This window comes from Arcobacter siniprincipis (SeqCode), from assembly GCF_048571125.1.
Classification (GTDB): Bacteria; Campylobacterota; Campylobacteria; order Campylobacterales; family Arcobacteraceae; genus Arcobacter; species Arcobacter siniprincipis.
Map to the genome: position 1 here is coordinate 2017042 of NZ_CP182343.1, position 17000 is coordinate 2034041.

Annotated in this window: 17 protein-coding genes and 1 pseudogene; 7 read left to right on the forward strand and 11 right to left on the reverse strand. The window is 27.0% G+C overall.

Translation table 11 applies throughout. The annotated features are described in order from the left end of the window. Window positions 1-178: 178 nt before the first annotated feature. Entirely contained in the window at window positions 179-1963 is a 1785-nt protein-coding gene (gene mrdA / locus ACNI3D_RS10120) for a penicillin-binding protein 2 (RefSeq protein ID WP_129101063.1), read from the forward strand. A gap of 38 nt (window positions 1964-2001) precedes the next feature. On the opposite strand, the gene ACNI3D_RS10125 is transcribed toward mrdA, so the two are convergent. After that, the gene (locus ACNI3D_RS10125) at window positions 2002-2751 is read right to left on the reverse strand and encodes a substrate-binding periplasmic protein (protein ID WP_129101064.1); all 750 of its coding nucleotides are present in this window, start codon (window positions 2749-2751) and stop codon (window positions 2002-2004) included. Between the two features lie 135 nt (window positions 2752-2886). On the opposite strand from ACNI3D_RS10125, the gene fliP reads away from it, so the two are divergent. The 6 genes and pseudogenes from fliP (at window position 2887) to ACNI3D_RS10155 (ending at window position 10491) form a co-directional block, all read left to right on the forward strand. Next, window positions 2887-3615, forward strand: coding sequence for a flagellar type III secretion system pore protein FliP (gene fliP, locus ACNI3D_RS10130; protein WP_129101065.1), 729 nt, complete (start codon window positions 2887-2889; stop codon window positions 3613-3615). Between the two features lie 311 nt (window positions 3616-3926). After that, window positions 3927-5702: pseudogene (locus ACNI3D_RS10135) on the forward strand (methyl-accepting chemotaxis protein); the annotation flags it as partial. Between the two features lie 9 nt (window positions 5703-5711). Continuing rightward, complete coding sequence (locus ACNI3D_RS10140) at window positions 5712-6116, forward strand: PAS domain-containing protein (RefSeq protein ID WP_419766897.1); 405 nt, start codon at window positions 5712-5714, stop codon at window positions 6114-6116. Window positions 6117-6210: 94 nt separating this feature from the next. Then, window positions 6211-7560, forward strand: a complete 1350-nt coding sequence (locus ACNI3D_RS10145; protein ID WP_419766898.1) for a TolC family protein — start codon at window positions 6211-6213, stop codon at window positions 7558-7560. 123 nt (window positions 7561-7683) lie between these two features. Beyond that, window positions 7684-9000, forward strand: coding sequence for a tetratricopeptide repeat protein (locus ACNI3D_RS10150; RefSeq protein ID WP_419766899.1), 1317 nt, complete (start codon window positions 7684-7686; stop codon window positions 8998-9000). A gap of 9 nt (window positions 9001-9009) precedes the next feature. Continuing rightward, entirely contained in the window at window positions 9010-10491 is a 1482-nt protein-coding gene (locus ACNI3D_RS10155; protein ID WP_419766900.1) for a FecR family protein, read from the forward strand. 5 nt (window positions 10492-10496) lie between these two features. On the opposite strand, the gene ACNI3D_RS10160 is transcribed toward ACNI3D_RS10155, so the two are convergent. Genes ACNI3D_RS10160 through ACNI3D_RS10205 form a run of 10 tightly spaced genes read right to left on the reverse strand, consistent with a single transcriptional unit; the run spans window position 10497 to window position 16976 of the window. Next, on the reverse strand, window positions 10497-10958 hold the full coding sequence (locus ACNI3D_RS10160; protein WP_419766901.1) for an N-acetyltransferase: 462 nt from the start codon (window positions 10956-10958) through the stop codon (window positions 10497-10499). Further along, window positions 10948-11556, reverse strand: coding sequence for a ribosome biogenesis GTP-binding protein YihA/YsxC (gene yihA / locus ACNI3D_RS10165; protein ID WP_129101071.1), 609 nt, complete (start codon window positions 11554-11556; stop codon window positions 10948-10950). Before yihA ends, ACNI3D_RS10160 begins: the two co-directional genes overlap by 11 nt. After that, on the reverse strand, window positions 11556-12083 hold the full coding sequence (gene lptA, locus ACNI3D_RS10170; RefSeq protein WP_419766902.1) for a lipopolysaccharide transport periplasmic protein LptA: 528 nt from the start codon (window positions 12081-12083) through the stop codon (window positions 11556-11558). The genes yihA and lptA overlap by 1 nt, the downstream gene beginning before the upstream one ends. Then, window positions 12080-12610: an LPS export ABC transporter periplasmic protein LptC gene (lptC, locus tag ACNI3D_RS10175; protein ID WP_129101073.1), complete on the reverse strand. Its 531-nt coding sequence runs from the start codon at window positions 12608-12610 to the stop codon at window positions 12080-12082. Before lptC ends, lptA begins: the two co-directional genes overlap by 4 nt. Continuing rightward, on the reverse strand, window positions 12601-13098 hold the full coding sequence (locus ACNI3D_RS10180; protein WP_419766903.1) for a KdsC family phosphatase: 498 nt from the start codon (window positions 13096-13098) through the stop codon (window positions 12601-12603). Before ACNI3D_RS10180 ends, lptC begins: the two co-directional genes overlap by 10 nt. Beyond that, window positions 13095-13667, reverse strand: coding sequence for an imidazoleglycerol-phosphate dehydratase HisB (gene hisB / locus ACNI3D_RS10185; RefSeq protein WP_419766904.1), 573 nt, complete (start codon window positions 13665-13667; stop codon window positions 13095-13097). The genes ACNI3D_RS10180 and hisB overlap by 4 nt, the downstream gene beginning before the upstream one ends. A gap of 11 nt (window positions 13668-13678) precedes the next feature. Beyond that, window positions 13679-14494 (reverse strand): septal ring lytic transglycosylase RlpA family protein, encoded by an 816-nt coding sequence (locus ACNI3D_RS10190; protein WP_419766905.1) that lies wholly within the window; start codon window positions 14492-14494, stop codon window positions 13679-13681. Next, entirely contained in the window at window positions 14475-15851 is a 1377-nt protein-coding gene (locus ACNI3D_RS10195) for a lytic transglycosylase domain-containing protein (protein WP_129101076.1), read from the reverse strand. The genes ACNI3D_RS10190 and ACNI3D_RS10195 overlap by 20 nt, the downstream gene beginning before the upstream one ends. Before the next feature lie 37 nt (window positions 15852-15888). Continuing rightward, the gene (locus tag ACNI3D_RS10200) at window positions 15889-16677 is read right to left on the reverse strand and encodes a TatD family hydrolase (protein ID WP_419768989.1); all 789 of its coding nucleotides are present in this window, start codon (window positions 16675-16677) and stop codon (window positions 15889-15891) included. Continuing rightward, window positions 16674-16976, reverse strand: a complete 303-nt coding sequence (locus tag ACNI3D_RS10205) for a hypothetical protein (protein WP_375724005.1) — start codon at window positions 16974-16976, stop codon at window positions 16674-16676. Before ACNI3D_RS10205 ends, ACNI3D_RS10200 begins: the two co-directional genes overlap by 4 nt. Between the last annotated feature and the right edge of the window lie 24 nt (window positions 16977-17000).

A 17000-nucleotide genomic window follows, 5' to 3' on the forward strand; every position in this document is an offset into this window, starting at 1 on the left:
TATTACCCAGTTTAAATAGAGTTATTTCATTACATAATCTAAATAATTATATTTATATATTAACTTTTTATATAGGTGTTCTTTTAGTTTGGGTTTTTTCCAATGATTTAAATTTTAACTTAGTTAGATATGTTATATTAAATATTGTAATTGATTTCTTAATTTACGGACTATTTTTATGAAAAAACGGCTCAATTTAATTCTTATCTTTATTGGTGTTGTATGCTTACTTTTAGTATATAGATTATATTATTTAAGTATAAAATCAAATACATATTATGAACAATTATCAAAACAAAACTACATCAAAAAAGTCTTTCAAGCACCTTCAAGAGGACTGATAAAAGATAGAAATGGTATTGCTTTGGCAATCAATGAACTTGGGTTTTCTTTAAGTATTAAACCACACTTGCGTTCATATAAAAATAAACATATTTTAGAAGAGTTAGTTAATACTATAGTTGCACATTTCCCAGACTTCGAGAAAGATAAATTAATTAAAAAATACAATAAATTAGATTCACCTTATAAACATGATTTTGTTAAAATTATTGATTATATAGCTTATGACAAATTCTTTGATAAATATACTGTTTTTAACTCATTAGATAATTTAAAAGTAGAATCAGCAGTAAAAAGAAATTACCCATTTAAAAAAGTTGCAGCACATATTATTGGATATGTAGGAAAAGCTTCTAGAAAAGATATTGAGGGAAATCCCATTTCTAGATATAGTGGAATAATTGGTAAAAATGGTTTAGAAAAATATTATAACAATATTTTACAAGGTCAACTTGGATATAAAAAAGTAAAAGTAAATGCCTTAAATAAAGAGCTTGAAGTATTAGAAGAAAAAGATGTAACAATTGATAATAATATCACTACAACTATTGATATTAAATTAGAACAATATATTCATGATATTTTTAATCAAAAAGCTGGTGCAGTAATTGTAATGAATGTAAATAATGGTGAGATAATAGCGGCTGCTTCTTTTCCAGAATTTGACAATAATGTTTTTGTAAATGGGATCTCATATAAAGAGTGGGATGATTTACAAAATGATATAAATAAACCATTTACAAATAAAATTACAAATGGGATGTATCCTCCTGGAAGTGTATGGAAGATGGGTGTAGCCTTAGGCTTATTAGAAAATGGAATAAGTAGAAATTTCAAAGTAAATTGTACAGGAACATATGAATTTGCAAATAGAAAATTTAGATGTTGGAAAAAAGACGGACATGGAATAGTTGATTTTGTTAAAGCTATTAGAGAGAGTTGTGATGATTTTTTCTACAAAGCTAGTCAAAAAGTTGGTATAAACAAAATTAGTGAAACAATGGCAAAATTTGGATTTGGAGAAAAAACAGGTGTTGACCAAATGTATGAATTTATTGGAATCAATCCAAATGAATCTTGGAAAAGAAAAAAATACAATAGAGCTTGGTTTACAGGAGAAACGCTTATTTCATCTATTGGGCAAGGCTCAGTATTAGTAACACCTATGCAAATTGCAAGATATACTTCTTTTTTGGCAACTGATAAATTAGCCACACCTCACTTTTATAAAGATGCCTATGTTGAACCTAAAAAAATTGATATAGATCCAGAAAATTTAAAACTAGTTCAAAAAGGCATGTATGAAGTTGCAAATGATAAACATGGAACTGCGTATTGGCATTTAAGAGGTATAAATCCTAAAATAAAAGTTGCTGCAAAAACGGGAACGGCTCAAGTTATTGGAATAGATCAAGATGTGAAAAAAAGAGCATTAGAAAGTGAATTAGAGTATTTAAAAAGGTCTCATGCTTGGTTAACTACTTATGGTCCTTTTGATAATCCTCAATATGCGGTTACAATATTAGTAGAACATGGGGGACATGGGGGAAGTGCAGCAGGAGAGATTACAACTAAGATATATAATAAATTAATAGAATTAGGCTACATAAAAGTAAATTAATTCTAATTAAATTTTTATTTTAAATATTTTATCTTTTATTATTTAAACCACTTCTTATAGATTTTTTCATATGTATTATCTTTTGTAATTTCAGTAAATAATGAATTTAACTTTTCTTTTAGGTTTTCATTATTCTTTTTTAATGCTATTGAGTATCTAATTGTACAAATAACATCACTTAATATTCTAAATTCATTTTGGTGACTTTCAACTTGCTCTTTTGCCCATGTTGAACCAGCAGTAACAGCATCAATATTATTAAAAGACAAAGCTTTCGTTAATTGTGGATATTGAGAAAAACTAATTGTTATTACATTTGGTTGTATCTTTAACAAATTATTTAAATAATTTGTTCCTTTTAAAGAACCTACATGCATATTGTTCATCTCTTTTAAGCTATTTACACTATTCTTACTATTTAATAAAATAACTTGTTCGTCCAAATAATAGGGTTTAGTAAAAATTATATTTTTATTACTTTGTTTATCTTCTATCATTCCTGCAAAAAGAATATCCAAATTATCATTTAAAAGCATTCTTTCTTTATTGATAGAATTAACCTCTATAAATTGAACTCTCAATTCTAGTTTATTCATCATAATTTTTATTAAATCAATATCGAAACCATCTAGCCTACCATCATTATTTATAAAACCAAAAGGTTTATAATCATATTTGACTCCAACTCTTATATATCCATCATCAAGAATATCTTTTAAATCTTTCGAAAAAGAACATTGAACTATCAATACCAAAATTATAAAACTTTTCATAATGTATGTTTGCAAAATTCATTCCTTATTATCCAATTATTAAATTTATCTTAAATAATTTAATTCATTATAATATACTTTTGCTGAATTATCTTTAGAATTTAAACTTTTTTTAGTTATCATTCCTTTTTACTTTTTTAAGGATCTTATTTGAAAATTTTATTAGCACTTTTTATATTTTCTATTTCACTTTTCGCTGCTGATAATTTACCAGTAATAAATCTTTCAATTGCATCAATAGATCAACCTGCACAATTTGTAAAAACAATAAATATTGCTATTATTCTTATACTGTTAGCAATGGCTCCAACTTTGCTACTAATGGTGACAAGTTTTACAAGACTTATAATTGTATTATCTTTGTTAAGACAAGCAATGGGACTTCAACAAGCTCCTCCAAATCAAATCGTAATATCTATGGCACTTATTTTAACTATATTTATTATGGAACCATATGCTAAAGTGTCCTACAATGAAGGTGTTAAACCTTATATGGAAGAAAAAATTGGATATGAAGAAGCTTTTACTAAAAGTGTAAAACCTTTTAAAGAATTTATGATAAAAAATACAAGAGAAGAAGATATTGCTCTTTTTTATCGTATAAAAAAAGAAAAAAATCCTAAAAATATAGATGATGTCTCACTTACTCTTTTGATGCCTGCATTTATTGTAAGTGAACTAAGAACAGCCTTTGAAATAGGTTTCTTAATATTTTTGCCTTTTTTAGTTATTGATATTATTGTTGCATCTATTCTTATGAGTTTAGGTATGATGATGTTACCTCCTGTAATGATATCCTTACCTATAAAGGTTATCTTTTTCATTATAATTGATGGTTGGCAACTTATTATTGGGAATCTTGCACAATCCTTTAAATAGAATTAAAACACTCCTTCTCAAAAACTTAATCTTAATCTTAAATAAATAAATAATAGTATTTTTTTGTTCGATTATAAATAATAAGTAACTTTATTATAATATTAACACTATATTAATATAATATAAAATTAATATAATATTGTATTAATCTAAACATTTAGTTCCGAAGGGGAGAGACAATGAAAGATCTAACAATAAAGACAAAGACTCTAGCACTTATTACTATTATAATTATTATTATGTCAATAATAATTTCTCAAATAGCAATTTATGAAATAAATACATTAACCCAAGTACAAGCTAATCAATTTAAAACCAATGAATATAAAAAGAGAACAGAAGAACTAAAAAAACAAATTGAAGTTATTAGTAATCTTATTTCTCAATATGAAAAAGAGTATAGAGACGAAGGAAAGAAAAAAATAATAGATAAGATTAGAAATATAAGATATGGTAAAAATGGATATTTCTGGATTACTAATACAAATATGGAAATGGTAATGCACCCTATTAATTCAGCTCTTGAAGGAAAAAACTTAACAAAAGATGTTGATTTTGTAAATAATAAAGTTTTTGACCAAATGAGTAAAATAATTAAAAATAAAGGTGAAGGAAGAATAGACTATGAATTACAAAAAGCAAATGATTCAGAATCAATTGCAAAGTTTTCTTATATCAAATTGTTTAAACCTTGGGGATGGATAATAGGAACGGGAACAAATGTAGATGATGTTGAAAATACTATTTTACAAATGAAAACACAAACGAATGATCAAATAAGTGCAATCATATTAAAAGTATCAGGATTTACTCTACTCACTGTTATTATTTCTTATATTTTAGTAATATTTGCATTTAACAATATTGTTAAAAAACCATTAGAATTATTTAAAGATAACTTTAAAAGATTTTTAGATTTTATTACAATGATTGATAATAAATATACACCATGTGAAGTTAGTACTTCTGATGAAATAGGAGAATTAAATTTATTATTAAATGAAATAGCACTAGAAATAGACAAAAAATTAAAAGATGACATAAGAGTTATGGGAGAAGTTGTACTAACAGCAGACAAAGTTGAACAAGGTATTTATAAATGTAGAATTCATGGAAATTCTGAAAATCCAATGATATTAACATTAAAAAATACATTAAATAAAATGTTAAATATTCTTGAAAAGAATATGTCAAATGTAAAAGAGACTTTAGATGAATATATAAATGGAGATTTTAGAAATAGAGTTATTATACATGAAAGTTTAAAAGAAGAAATGCTTGCAGTTATGACAAGAGTTAATGGACTAGGTGATGCATTAAGTCAAAGTGCAAAAACTAACTTAACAAATGGACAAGCCCTAGAAAAAAATTCTTATAATCTAACTAAATCTATGGAGAACCTAGCAAATAAAGCTACTGACCAGGCAGCTTCATTGGAAGAAACAGCTGCAGCAGTAGAAGAAATAACATCAATCACTAGAAGTAATGCAAGCAATGCTTCAAAAATGTCAGAATTAGGTAAAACAGTTAAAATGTCTGTTTCAAAAGGACAAGAGCATGCAGCAAATACAGCCTTAGCAATGGAAGAAATAAATGAAAAAGTTTCTGCAATCAATGAAGCTATTAATATTATTGATCAAATTGCATTCCAAACAAATATCTTAAGTCTAAATGCAGCAGTTGAATCAGCAACAGCAGGAGAAGCAGGAAAAGGATTTGCAGTAGTTGCACAAGAAGTAAGAAATTTAGCTTCACGAAGTGCAGAAGCAGCCCGTGAGATAAAAAACCTAGTTGAAGATGCAAATAATAAAGCCATTGAAGGTAAAAAAATATCAGATGGCATGATTACTGATTATCAAGAATTAAATGAGCACATAACAAAAACAATTCATATAATAGAAGATGTTTCAGATGCTTCAAAAGAGCAAATGAATGGAATCGAGCAAATTAATGATGCAGTAGGGAAACTTGATAGTGTAACACAAGAAAATGCAAGTGAAGCAAATAAGATTAAAAATATATCAAGTGAAGTTTCAAATATGGCAAATGACTTAGTAGAAGATGCAAAAAATAAAAAATTTAATTAAGGAGAGAATATGTCAGCTGGAAAAGAAATAGTTTTAGATAAATCTGCTTTCTTAGTGAGTGAAACTGATGAAAAGGGTATCATTCGATTTGCAAATGACACCTTTTGTAAGATTGCAGGATATACACTTGATGAACTTATTGGGCAACCTCATAATATTGTTAGAAATAAAGAAATGCCTAAAAAAGCTTTTAAATCTCTGTGGGAAAAAGTTCAAAATGGAGATATTTGGACAGGTTATGTAAAAAATGCAACTAAAGATGGAAACTATTATTGGGTTTATGCAACAGTATATCCTTTTAAAAGTTGTAATGGCTCAAAGGGATACCTTTCTTGTAGAAGAAAACCCTCAGAAAAAGAGATAGAAGAAATTGAAAAACTATATTTTATTTGGAATAAAGAGGAGGGAAAATAATGTAATTTTATTATAAGTTTATATTATAATTTGTTTTAAATTATTTTAATATTAAAGGAGATATAATGCCCTATTTTAAATAAGGAATAATTATATGTATAAACTTTTAATCCCTTTACTAATCACCTCACTTTCTCTATTTTCTAAAGAGGTTACATTTGATGAGGCTTTAAACTTATTACTTAAAAATAATAAAGAATTAAAATTAAAACAATTAGATATTAAAGAATCTCATGCAATATTAGATGAGATATCTGCAAATAATTATGGAGCATTAAATTTTAAAGAGACTTATACAAATACAAATCATGCAGGTTATGCATTTAATTCAAAACTAAGTTCGAGAAAAGCTACCTTTGGAGATTTTGGATTTAGTTCATATGAAGGTCCTAATTCTATTAAAGTTGCTCCTAACGATTTAAATTATCCAAAATCTACAGAAAATTATGAGACAAAATTAACTTATGATATTCCTTTATTTACTGGCTTTAAAATTTCTAATTCAAAAGATATAGCAAAACTTCAAATTGAAGCAAAAAATAAAAAATATAAATATGATCAGAAACTTCTAACACTAGAATTATTGAGAGCTTATAATGCTTGTGTTGCAGCAAAAGAGTATTTGAAGTCTACTCAAAAAGCAAAAAAAGAAACTACTTCTTTTGTAAATTTTACAAATGAAATGCATAAAGAAGGATTAGTTACAAAAATAGATCTAAATGAAGCCCAAGTACAAGACTTAAATACAAATGTAAGATTAAAAGAAGCACAAAATAAGGTATCTCTTTCTCTCTCTTATTTGAGTTTTTTAATAGGTGATGATATATCGGATGTAAAAAGTTTTGAAGAAGTAGGTATTTCAAAAATTGATTTAAAAAGTATTCAAAAAGAAGCTATAAATAAAAGAGAAGATTTTAAATATATTGATTTAAATGTAAAATCATCAAAGAAAAATATAAAAATAGTACAATCAGATTATTATCCTAAAATTGATGCACATATAGAATATGGATATAGTAATGATAAATTAAAAAATTTTGATGAAACACAAGATTTTTACTTAGCAAAAGTTCAATTAAATATGAAAATATTTGATATGACAAGAGAATCAAAACTAGAACAAAGTAGAATTAAATATAATAAACTGATGATACAAAAAGCACAGGTTGAAGACTCTATTAAACTTGAGATAAAACAAAATTATTTGAATTATTTATCAAATCAAGAAACTTTGACAGAAAAATTAAAAGCTTTATCTTTAGCAGAAGAGATTTTACAAAAAGCAGAAAATATGTATAAAAATAAGCTTATTAAGATGACAGATTTATTAATACACCAAGCATCTTTACAAAAAGCAGAAGCTGAAGTAATTATGTCAAAATTTGACCTTACTTTTATAAAAGCAAAATTAAAACTTTCAATAGGAGAGTCTTTATCAGAATAATAATATAAAATTATTACTTTAAATTATTTTTAATCTATTCTTATTATTTTCTTAAGAAACAATAATATAATATAAAGATTAAATAAAATATAATAGATAAAATCTACTAAAAAAAGTTCTATTATGATAAAAAAGCTATTATTCTTAACACTTTTATTAACATCCTTTTTATTAGCTAATAAGGCAGTTACTTCTTATGACCAAGCAGTAAAACTGTTTAATGAAAAAAACTATGAAAAAGCTTACAAAATATTTCTTTCTTTATCAAAAAATGATTTGGAAAACCAAAATCTAAACTTCTATCTTGGAAGATGTGAATATGAACAAGGGAAATATGATATAGCAATAAGTTATTATGAGAGAATACTTTTTGCTCAACCAAATAATTTAAGAGCAAAAATAGAAATAGCCCAAAGTAATTTGATGCTTAAAAACTATACTCAAGCAATAAAAGACTTTAATGCTGTTTTAGTAAATGCAGATACTCCACCAGATGTAAAAAAAAGTATTGAAGAAAGACTTGCTTACATAAAACAAACTATGCAAAAACACTTTATAAGTGGAGCTTTAGTATTTGATTTAAGTTATGATTCAAATGTAAATAACTCAGCAACAGCAGGTGAATACTCAGTTTTTGTACCCCAATTAGGAACTGATTTAAAATTATCAAATGATACAAAAGAAGAATCAGATTACTATTATGATGCAATTGCTGTTATAAACCATGTATACAGATATAATGAAAAGTTTTCTTTAAATAACAATCTTGTAGTTTATACCCAAGATTATGATACTAAAAAAAATAGTAATATTGATGTTATATCATTTACTTCTACTCCTACTTTTTATAAAGAGGAAAATAAATATAGTACTGGAATAGGAATAGATTATGTTAGATACAATGACAAAGACTATTTAAAAAACTATAACCTAATACTTTCAAACTCTCATATCTTTACTCAAACAACTTTAAATGATATTACTTTTAAACTAAGTAAAAAACTCTATGACCAAGAAGAAGATAAACAAAAAAGTGCTTATGTATTTGATTTAACAAATAGCTTAAAATATAAAACAGAAAACTTTGGACTTTTTACTTTAGATACTTCATATAGTAAAGAAATAGAAATATATGAACAAAGAACAGATGTAAGTAAAGAATCATTTGAAATAGGTTTAGAAAATAGTTTAGCTTTACCATATAAATTTAATCTAAACACAAATATAAATAGTAAAAAAGTAATCTATAGAGATACTGATGTTAACTTTCTATCTAGAAGAGTTGATAAGATAAATAGTGTCTCACTTGGAATAAGTAGACCCTTAAGAAAAAACTTACTCTTTGCCTTAAAAGCAACAGCTACAAACAATATATCAAACCAAGCACCCTTTGATTATAAAAAACAAGTTATTAAATCTTCATTGATTTATACATTTTAAGGATTTAACATGAAAAAGATACTTTTATTACTTTTTATACTTATTAGTTTTTCCTTTGCTAGTATAGGACAAATAACAGCCTTAGTTGGTGATGTTAAGATATCTAGGGATTCAAATACTATCTTAGCTAAACTTGGAGAGAAATTAGAAAAGAATGATGTTATAAATTCTTCTAAAGGTTCTAAAGCTCAAATTACCATGAATGATAATACTATTATTACTATTGGACAAAATTCTACGTTAAATATCTTTGATTATGTTTATGATGAGAGTAAACCAAAAGACTCTAAGGCTAGTTTTGGGTTTATTAAGGGGTCTTTTAAGTCTATTACGGGAAAGATTGGGAAAATAAACAAAAAGAGATTTAAATTAAAAACAAAATCTGCTTCTATTGGTATTAGAGGAACTACTATTATTGGGAATCAACAAATCATTATTTGTACTGATGGTGCTATTAGTGTAACTGCAAATGGAGTGACTGTAGATGTGGCAAAACAAGAGTTAACTAGAACTCTACAAGGTGAGGCTCCTACTCCTCCTGAACCTTTGAAACAAGATACTTTAGATAATTTAGAACAACAAACTGGTGGTGGCAATAATGATAATACTCCACCTCAAAATGATGATACTCCACCGGAAGCTCCTCCTGTTATAAGTAGTACTCCACCTAGTGATCCTCCTAAACCGGACATTCCTACAACAACTACTACTATTAAAAAAGAGCATTCTACTTTATCTAATTTTAGTACTCTAGGATATGTAAATACAATAATTAAGGATGGTTCTACTTTTAAATCTTTTAAAAATGGAGAAATGGGAATAAAAGACTTTGACCCAAATATACAACCAACTCAAAATAATACTAAGCCTCAAATAGGTAGTTCTTCTCAAATAAATATTGATAATAAAAAAATATATAATTCTACACTAAAAGAAGATACTAGCATTGATTCATTAACTGATCAAAATAATGATGCATACTTATCATGGGGAGAATGGGAAGGAACAGTTGAAGGTGTAACTTATACAGGAGGATGGATTGCAGGAACAAAAACTGCAAAAAGTATTGTAGATAATTTAATTAAAGGGGTAAATGATACAGTAAATTTTTATGGAAATGTTATTCATGGTGATATATATGATGGGACAAGTACACATGAATATGAGATAGACTCAGCTAGTGAGGTAGATTTTGCATTTGATTTTGGTGGAGGAAGTAGCTCTTTTACAGGAAGTATGAACTTAATATATACTAATAATTCCCAACAAACTATTACTTATAATATAGCTATTGGAAATAATGGAATCGTAAACTCATCAGGTTTCTCTTCATCTGATTTAACTCATAATTCTAACAGTATAACGGGAAATGTAAATGGTTCATTTTATGGAACTGAAGAGATTAAAGCAATAGGTGGAAAATTTAACTTTGAAGATGGTGTAATAAAAGGAAGTGGTTTATTTAAAGCTATAGAAGGTACTCGGCCATAAAGTGGCTAAAGGTCAAAGACCATCGCCACTTCATCACAAACGGGGAAATGTTTACATCGTATACAATCAGCCCAGATTTTGTGTTCTGGTATTTGATCTTTTTCTATTATTCTAAAACCACAGCTTTCGAAAAAACCTGCTTCATAAGTCAAAGATAGAAGCTGTTCTAGTCCATAAAACTTAGCTTCTTTTATACAGGCATCAACTAGTTGTTTTCCTAGTTTTAATCCTCTAAACTCTTTTGATACTATTAAACTTCGCACTTCTGCTAGTCTTATTGAGTGAATATGAGTTGCTACAAAACCTGCTAGTTTTCCATCAACTTCAACAACAGTATATGACCGTATTGTATTAGCCATTTCATCTTCTGTTCTAAGTAAGATAGTCCCCTTCTCTACTTCACCTTTTACAAGGCTTTGCATAGGAATAATATCTTTTGTTGTTGGTTTATAAAATCTAATTTCCAAATAAATATCCTGTTATTTTATTTTGGAGGTCACTTATACCTCTTTTTTTAAGATTTGATATAAAAATACCTTCTGGGTACTCTCTTTTTAATTTTGCTAAATCATTTTGTTTTAGCTTATCTGTTTTTGTAAAAGCATGAACAATAAGTTGATCACCTCTTTTTATTTTTTCTAAAAATTCATCAACATTTTTATCTATTGCAAGTTCTGGGTGTCTAGCATCAATTAAATGTATAAACATCTGTAAATTTGGTCTTTGTTCCAAATAATTTGTTAAATTTTTATTCCACTCTGCTTTTAAAGTCTTAGATACTTTGGCATATCCAAATCCAGGTAAATCTACAAATCTAGCAAATAGATCAGGTGGCATACCATTTTCTTCATCTGTTTTAAACTTTATATTAAAATAATTAATAAGCTGAGTCTTTCCAGGAGTAGAAGATGATTTTGCTAGACCTTTTCTATTTGTAAGAGTATTTAATAAAGAACTCTTACCAACATTACTTCGTCCTAAAAATGCTATTTCAGCTACATCAGGACCTGGTGAATCACTTATACTTTGAGCTGATTGCATAAATGATGCATCGACTATTCTCATTATTTTGCCTCAACTTTATTTGAATTTTCCTCAGTAGGTGAAACTTTTTTATCTTCTTTTTTTTCACCTAAATCTATTATAAACCTAACAGGTTTATCTTCACTTCCTGTGACTTTTGCTTCACCAGTAATTTGATTAATAACAATTTTATTTCCAAAAAGTCTTTTATCTTCTGTTACTTCTTTTAAAAATCCATTTCCAGTAATTACATATTTTAGTTTTTTAGGTTCATAAACAACTTTATCACCCTTACCTTCATATACTTTATCTGCTGTTTTAACTTTAAATTTAACACTACCAGTTGCAATATATTTTAGAGGTTCTCTTTTCGTATTAGGTTTTTTCTTACTTAAATATACTTCTAACCTATCAGATTCTAATTCATCACTTGATTTTACCATTTTTACATCACCTGTAAAAATAGATAATCCTTTTTCATCATATGCTTCAAAATTCTTTGCATCTATAATTAATTTTTCTGAAAATAAAAAACTAACTAAAAAACTAAAAACTAAAAAAATTCTCATTTATTACCCTTGTTACTATTTAATAAAATTTCAAAGTGTGTATTTTTTGCTTTAAAAACTTGTTTATTTGTATCATAATACAATGCTATTCCCTTTATACTACTATTATTGTATATACCATCAAATGCTATAGTATTTGTAGCTATTTTTTTGATTCCATCATAAAACATCTCATCTGTATTTAAAAGTATATTATTCTCTCTATTATATTTCACATCGTTTAAAAATTTATATTGTTCAAGTCTTTTAATAATAATATCAGCTTGAATATAATCTGTTCCATTATCAGTTCTTCTTAATATAATCTTCCCATCATACATAACATCTTTTGTTTTGTATTTCATCGCTCTTGTTGAATTTACAATTCTTTCTAAATTGTCTTCATTAAAAGTGTATAAAGTAGAATTCTCAAAAACAATTTGAGGTTGTTCTTCTATATTTTTATCTTTTTCTCTAGGTGCAATTACAATTATAGTTGATATAAAAGAACAAATTAACAAAATATAAGCAAAATATTTTATAGCCATAAGTTTAAAAATTCCTCTTCTAAACCATCTTCTTTGAAAATATACTCCATCATTTCTCTAACAGCACCTTCTCCACCTTTATTTTTGCAAACTACATTAACTATTTCTTTTATGTATTTTGAACCATTTTGTGGAGTAAAAGATAATCCTGCTTTTTTAAGCATCTTATAATCATTTAAATCATCACCAATGGCAGCTACTTCACGCCAAGAAATATTCTCTTTTTTTAAAATCTCTTCTAAAACTTCATCTTTATTGTGTACACCTTGATGAAGATGTTCTATATTTAAATCTTTTGCTCTTTTTTCTACTAAAGAAGATTTTCTTCCAGTTATAATAGCTGCTTTTTTGCCAAATTTTTTTGTCCATGCAGCAATTGCTAAACCATCAGATACATCAAAAGATTTTATTTCATCACCATTATTTGTATAAATAATTTTTCCATCAGTTAAGGTTCCATCAACATCAAGAACAATTAACTTAATCATAAAACCCCTTTAGTACTAGGAATTCCCAATCTTTCATTTTTTGCTAGTGCTCTTCTTAAAGCTACTGCAAAAGCTTTAAAAGAAGCTTCTAAAATATGGTGTTTATTTCTTCCTCTTTCATTTATAATATGAGTAGTTAATCCTGCATTCATAACAAGTGCATGGAAAAATTCTTCAGCAAGTTCAACATCAAACTCTCCTACTTTACCACTAACATTTACCTCATATATTAAATATGGTCTATTTGATAAATCTAAAGCACAGGTAGTTGAAGCTTCATCCATAACTACAGTTGCATTTCCATATCGCTCGACTGCTTTAATTGGGAAAATTTCATCTTTTAATGCTTTTCCTAATACTATTCCACAATCTTCAACCGTATGGTGAGCATCAATGTGTAAATCACCCTTACAAGTTAATTCTATATCTACTCCACTGTGTTTTGAAAGAGCTTCTAACATATGATCAAAAAATCCAACACCTGTATTTATAGTTGATTTACCACATCCATTAATATCAATCTTACAATATATATCTGTTTCTTTTGTTTTTCTATTAAATTCAGCCATATTATTTCCTATTACTCTGCAATTATCATTGTTCCAGGTAGAGAGTTTTTCTCTTTGAAGTCTTTTACTTCTTCTTCTGATCTAAAGCCACTAATCCAAACTCTATTTATCTCTTTATTGTTAAAAATACCTTTTTTAATTATAACATCATATTCATCATTTAACATTATTTTAAATTTATGTTGAGTGATTTTAGCCCCTGCATACTTACTAAAAGCTCCAACTTGTAAGTAGTATTTTCCTACACTTGCAACTTCTTCTTTTTCTTCTTTAGTTTGAGCAATTTTACCATGAAAACCTATAACAGTAATTTTAACTTTTGCAGTTCCTTTTGCTACCATATCTATATCACGTGCTGCTTTATTTGATAAGTCAATTATTCTAGTACCAACAAAAGGTCCTCTATCGTTTACTCTTACAATAGTTGATTTTCCATTTTCTAGGTTTTCAACTTTTAACATTGTATTCATAGGCAATGTTTTATGTGCAGCTGTTGCTTTATACATATTATAGATTTCGCCATTTGAAGTAGGTTTTGCATGAAAGTTTGGTCCATACCATGAAGAAATTCCAGTTTGAACATCTCCTACTTTAGCTACAGTTGGATAATACCATTTACCAAACACTTGATACGGTCGCATTGTAGCTCTATGCATCGCTTCTGAGTTTTTCATTTTTTGTTCAGGTACATTTATACTACTTCTATCTTTTTTAAATACATTAAAATTACTATAATTATAAGATGATGATGAAAAACAACCACTAAAAAGAAGTGAAAATACAAATATAAAAACTAATTTAATTAAATTATCTATACGTAATAACAAGTTTATCTCCTCTTTTTATAAGACTATTTTTTAAATTATTATCTGTCATTAATTTACTGATTTCCACTCTAAACATTTTTGCTATTGATAATAGTGTATCACCAGTTTTAACATAATAATCTTTCGTTTTTAATTCAGTTCCTTCCACAAAAGGAATAATTATTTTTTGTTTTAATGCTAATCTATTACTTTTAAGTTTATTAAAACTTTTAATAACTTTATAAGAGATACCATATTTTTTGCCAATATCATAAAGGTTATCTCCTCTTTTTACAATATGTATTTGATATTTAGTTGGTTCTATATTCATTTTATTTTGATTAAATATAGATAATCTACTATATGGAATATATATTTGATAATCTTTTTTATAAGTAGGAATAATATTTCTGATAAGTTGTTTATTTAGCATTTTTAAATCTCTATAATCCATTCCTATAGCTTTAGCAATATTTTTTAAATGCAATCCACCTTTTACTCTAACAGTTGCAATTGGCGAAGTTACACCTATGTTTCTGATATGAGAATGATCATTTTCAGTTACAAAGCTTTGATTATTCATCATGGCAAGTGAAATAATTTTTCTAATATAATTTCTACTCTCTTCAGGTAGATATTGTCTTCTAACATCTTTTTGTTCCATTAAAAGTTCATAAATATCTGGTTTTACATCCCAAGTTAAGATTTCTTTATAGATTTTATTTAATTGACTAAATCTAACTCTTTTTTGTTGATATAAAGTTATAGTATGTCTATACTCTTTTATCTCTTTTGATTTATCATTATTTTTACCATTTTCATCTTCATATAAATCAAGAGTTGCTCTTGTAATTGCTTCAATAACTCTTCCTTGTCCACAGTTATAAGCTACTGCTGCAAGATACCATTTACCAAACTCTCCATGTAAATACTTTAAATATTTTGCTGCTGCATATGTAGATTTAACGATATCCATTCTTTCATCAACATAAATATCATTTTTTAAACCAAGGTTTCTACCAGTTGCTGGCATAAATTGCCACATACCTGTAGCTCTTGCTCTTGATTTTGCATCTAAGGTAAAACTTGATTCTGCCATTGCAAGATATAAAAAAGTCTCAGGTAAACCCTCTTCTCTTAATATATCTTTTACTTTTGGAACAAATAGAGATGCTCTATTAAATCTTTTTACATATTTGTCTTGAATATTTTGTAAATATCTATTGTATGTTTTTTGTAGTTTATAATCAGTAATATAAGCGGGGTCAATGTCTAGTTCTTTTAAGATTTGTAAATCCCGCTGTGAGAAGTTACTTCCTATTAACGATGCATTAGCACTCAAAAAAAGAGTTATGATTATCAGAAAAATTTTAAACAATTATCAATCCTATTTATGTAAATAGTTGAGATTTTATCTAAATTATGCTAGAAAACTCTTTAAATAGTTTTTTTGCATTATTTGTAGTCAAATTTTGAACTTCTTCATCGCTAATATTTAAGAGTTCTGCTATCTTTTGGGATACAAATTTTGTGTAAAATGGCTCATTTCTTTTTCCCCTATGAGGATGGGGAGTTAAATATGGAGCATCCGTTTCAATTAACAGTTTATCTAAAGGAATTTTTGGCAAAACTTCCACTAATTTTTTCGCATTTTTAAAAGTTAAGACTCCACCAATTCCAAAATAAAAACCATGTTCACGCAAAGAGAGTAAATGTTCACTTGCATTATAACAATGTAAAACTCCACCAACTTCTTTTGCTCCATATTTTTCTAAAATAGTTTTAGAATCATCAGAAGCTTCTCGAACATGTACAATAAGAGGTTTTTTCACTTTTTTTGCAAACTCAATTTGTGAAATAAAAACTTCTTTTTGCAACTTTTTTTCTTGAAGTTTTTCTTCCTCATCTTCAGGTAGCCTAAAGTAATCTAAACCGCACTCTCCAACAGCAATACATTTTGGATGATTAATGTACTCTTTCATGATATTTTCATCATATGATAGAGCATCATAAGGGTGAATCCCAACTGCAAAATAGACTTCTTTGTATTTTTCAGCCAATTTTATAGATTGTGGTAAATCTTTAAAATCAGCACCAGGGATTAAAAATCCCTTAATACCATTTTCAATTGCAGTTTGGATTACCGAATCTACATCTTCATAAAATTGATTGTTATCTAAGTGACAATGTGTATCTATAATTATGACAAAAACCTTTTCTTTAAAACTGCAATTAATTCATTTATTTTAGATAAATCCTCATGTTTAATCCAAGCATCAATACCAAAGTTTTTAAATGCATCATAATCATCTTGATCATCAAGAATTGCAATAGAAACATATTTAGCTTTACAAGAGGCTGCTTTGTTTTCTTCAAAATCAAATATTGAATTAATATCTATAATTGCAATATCCGCTTCACCTGATGTTTCTTCATATCCCTCTACAGTAAAACTAGAGTCCAATAGTTTCTCATCAATATTGCAAAATGTTACTATTTTCATGGGTCCGCCTTTTAAATTACTTAT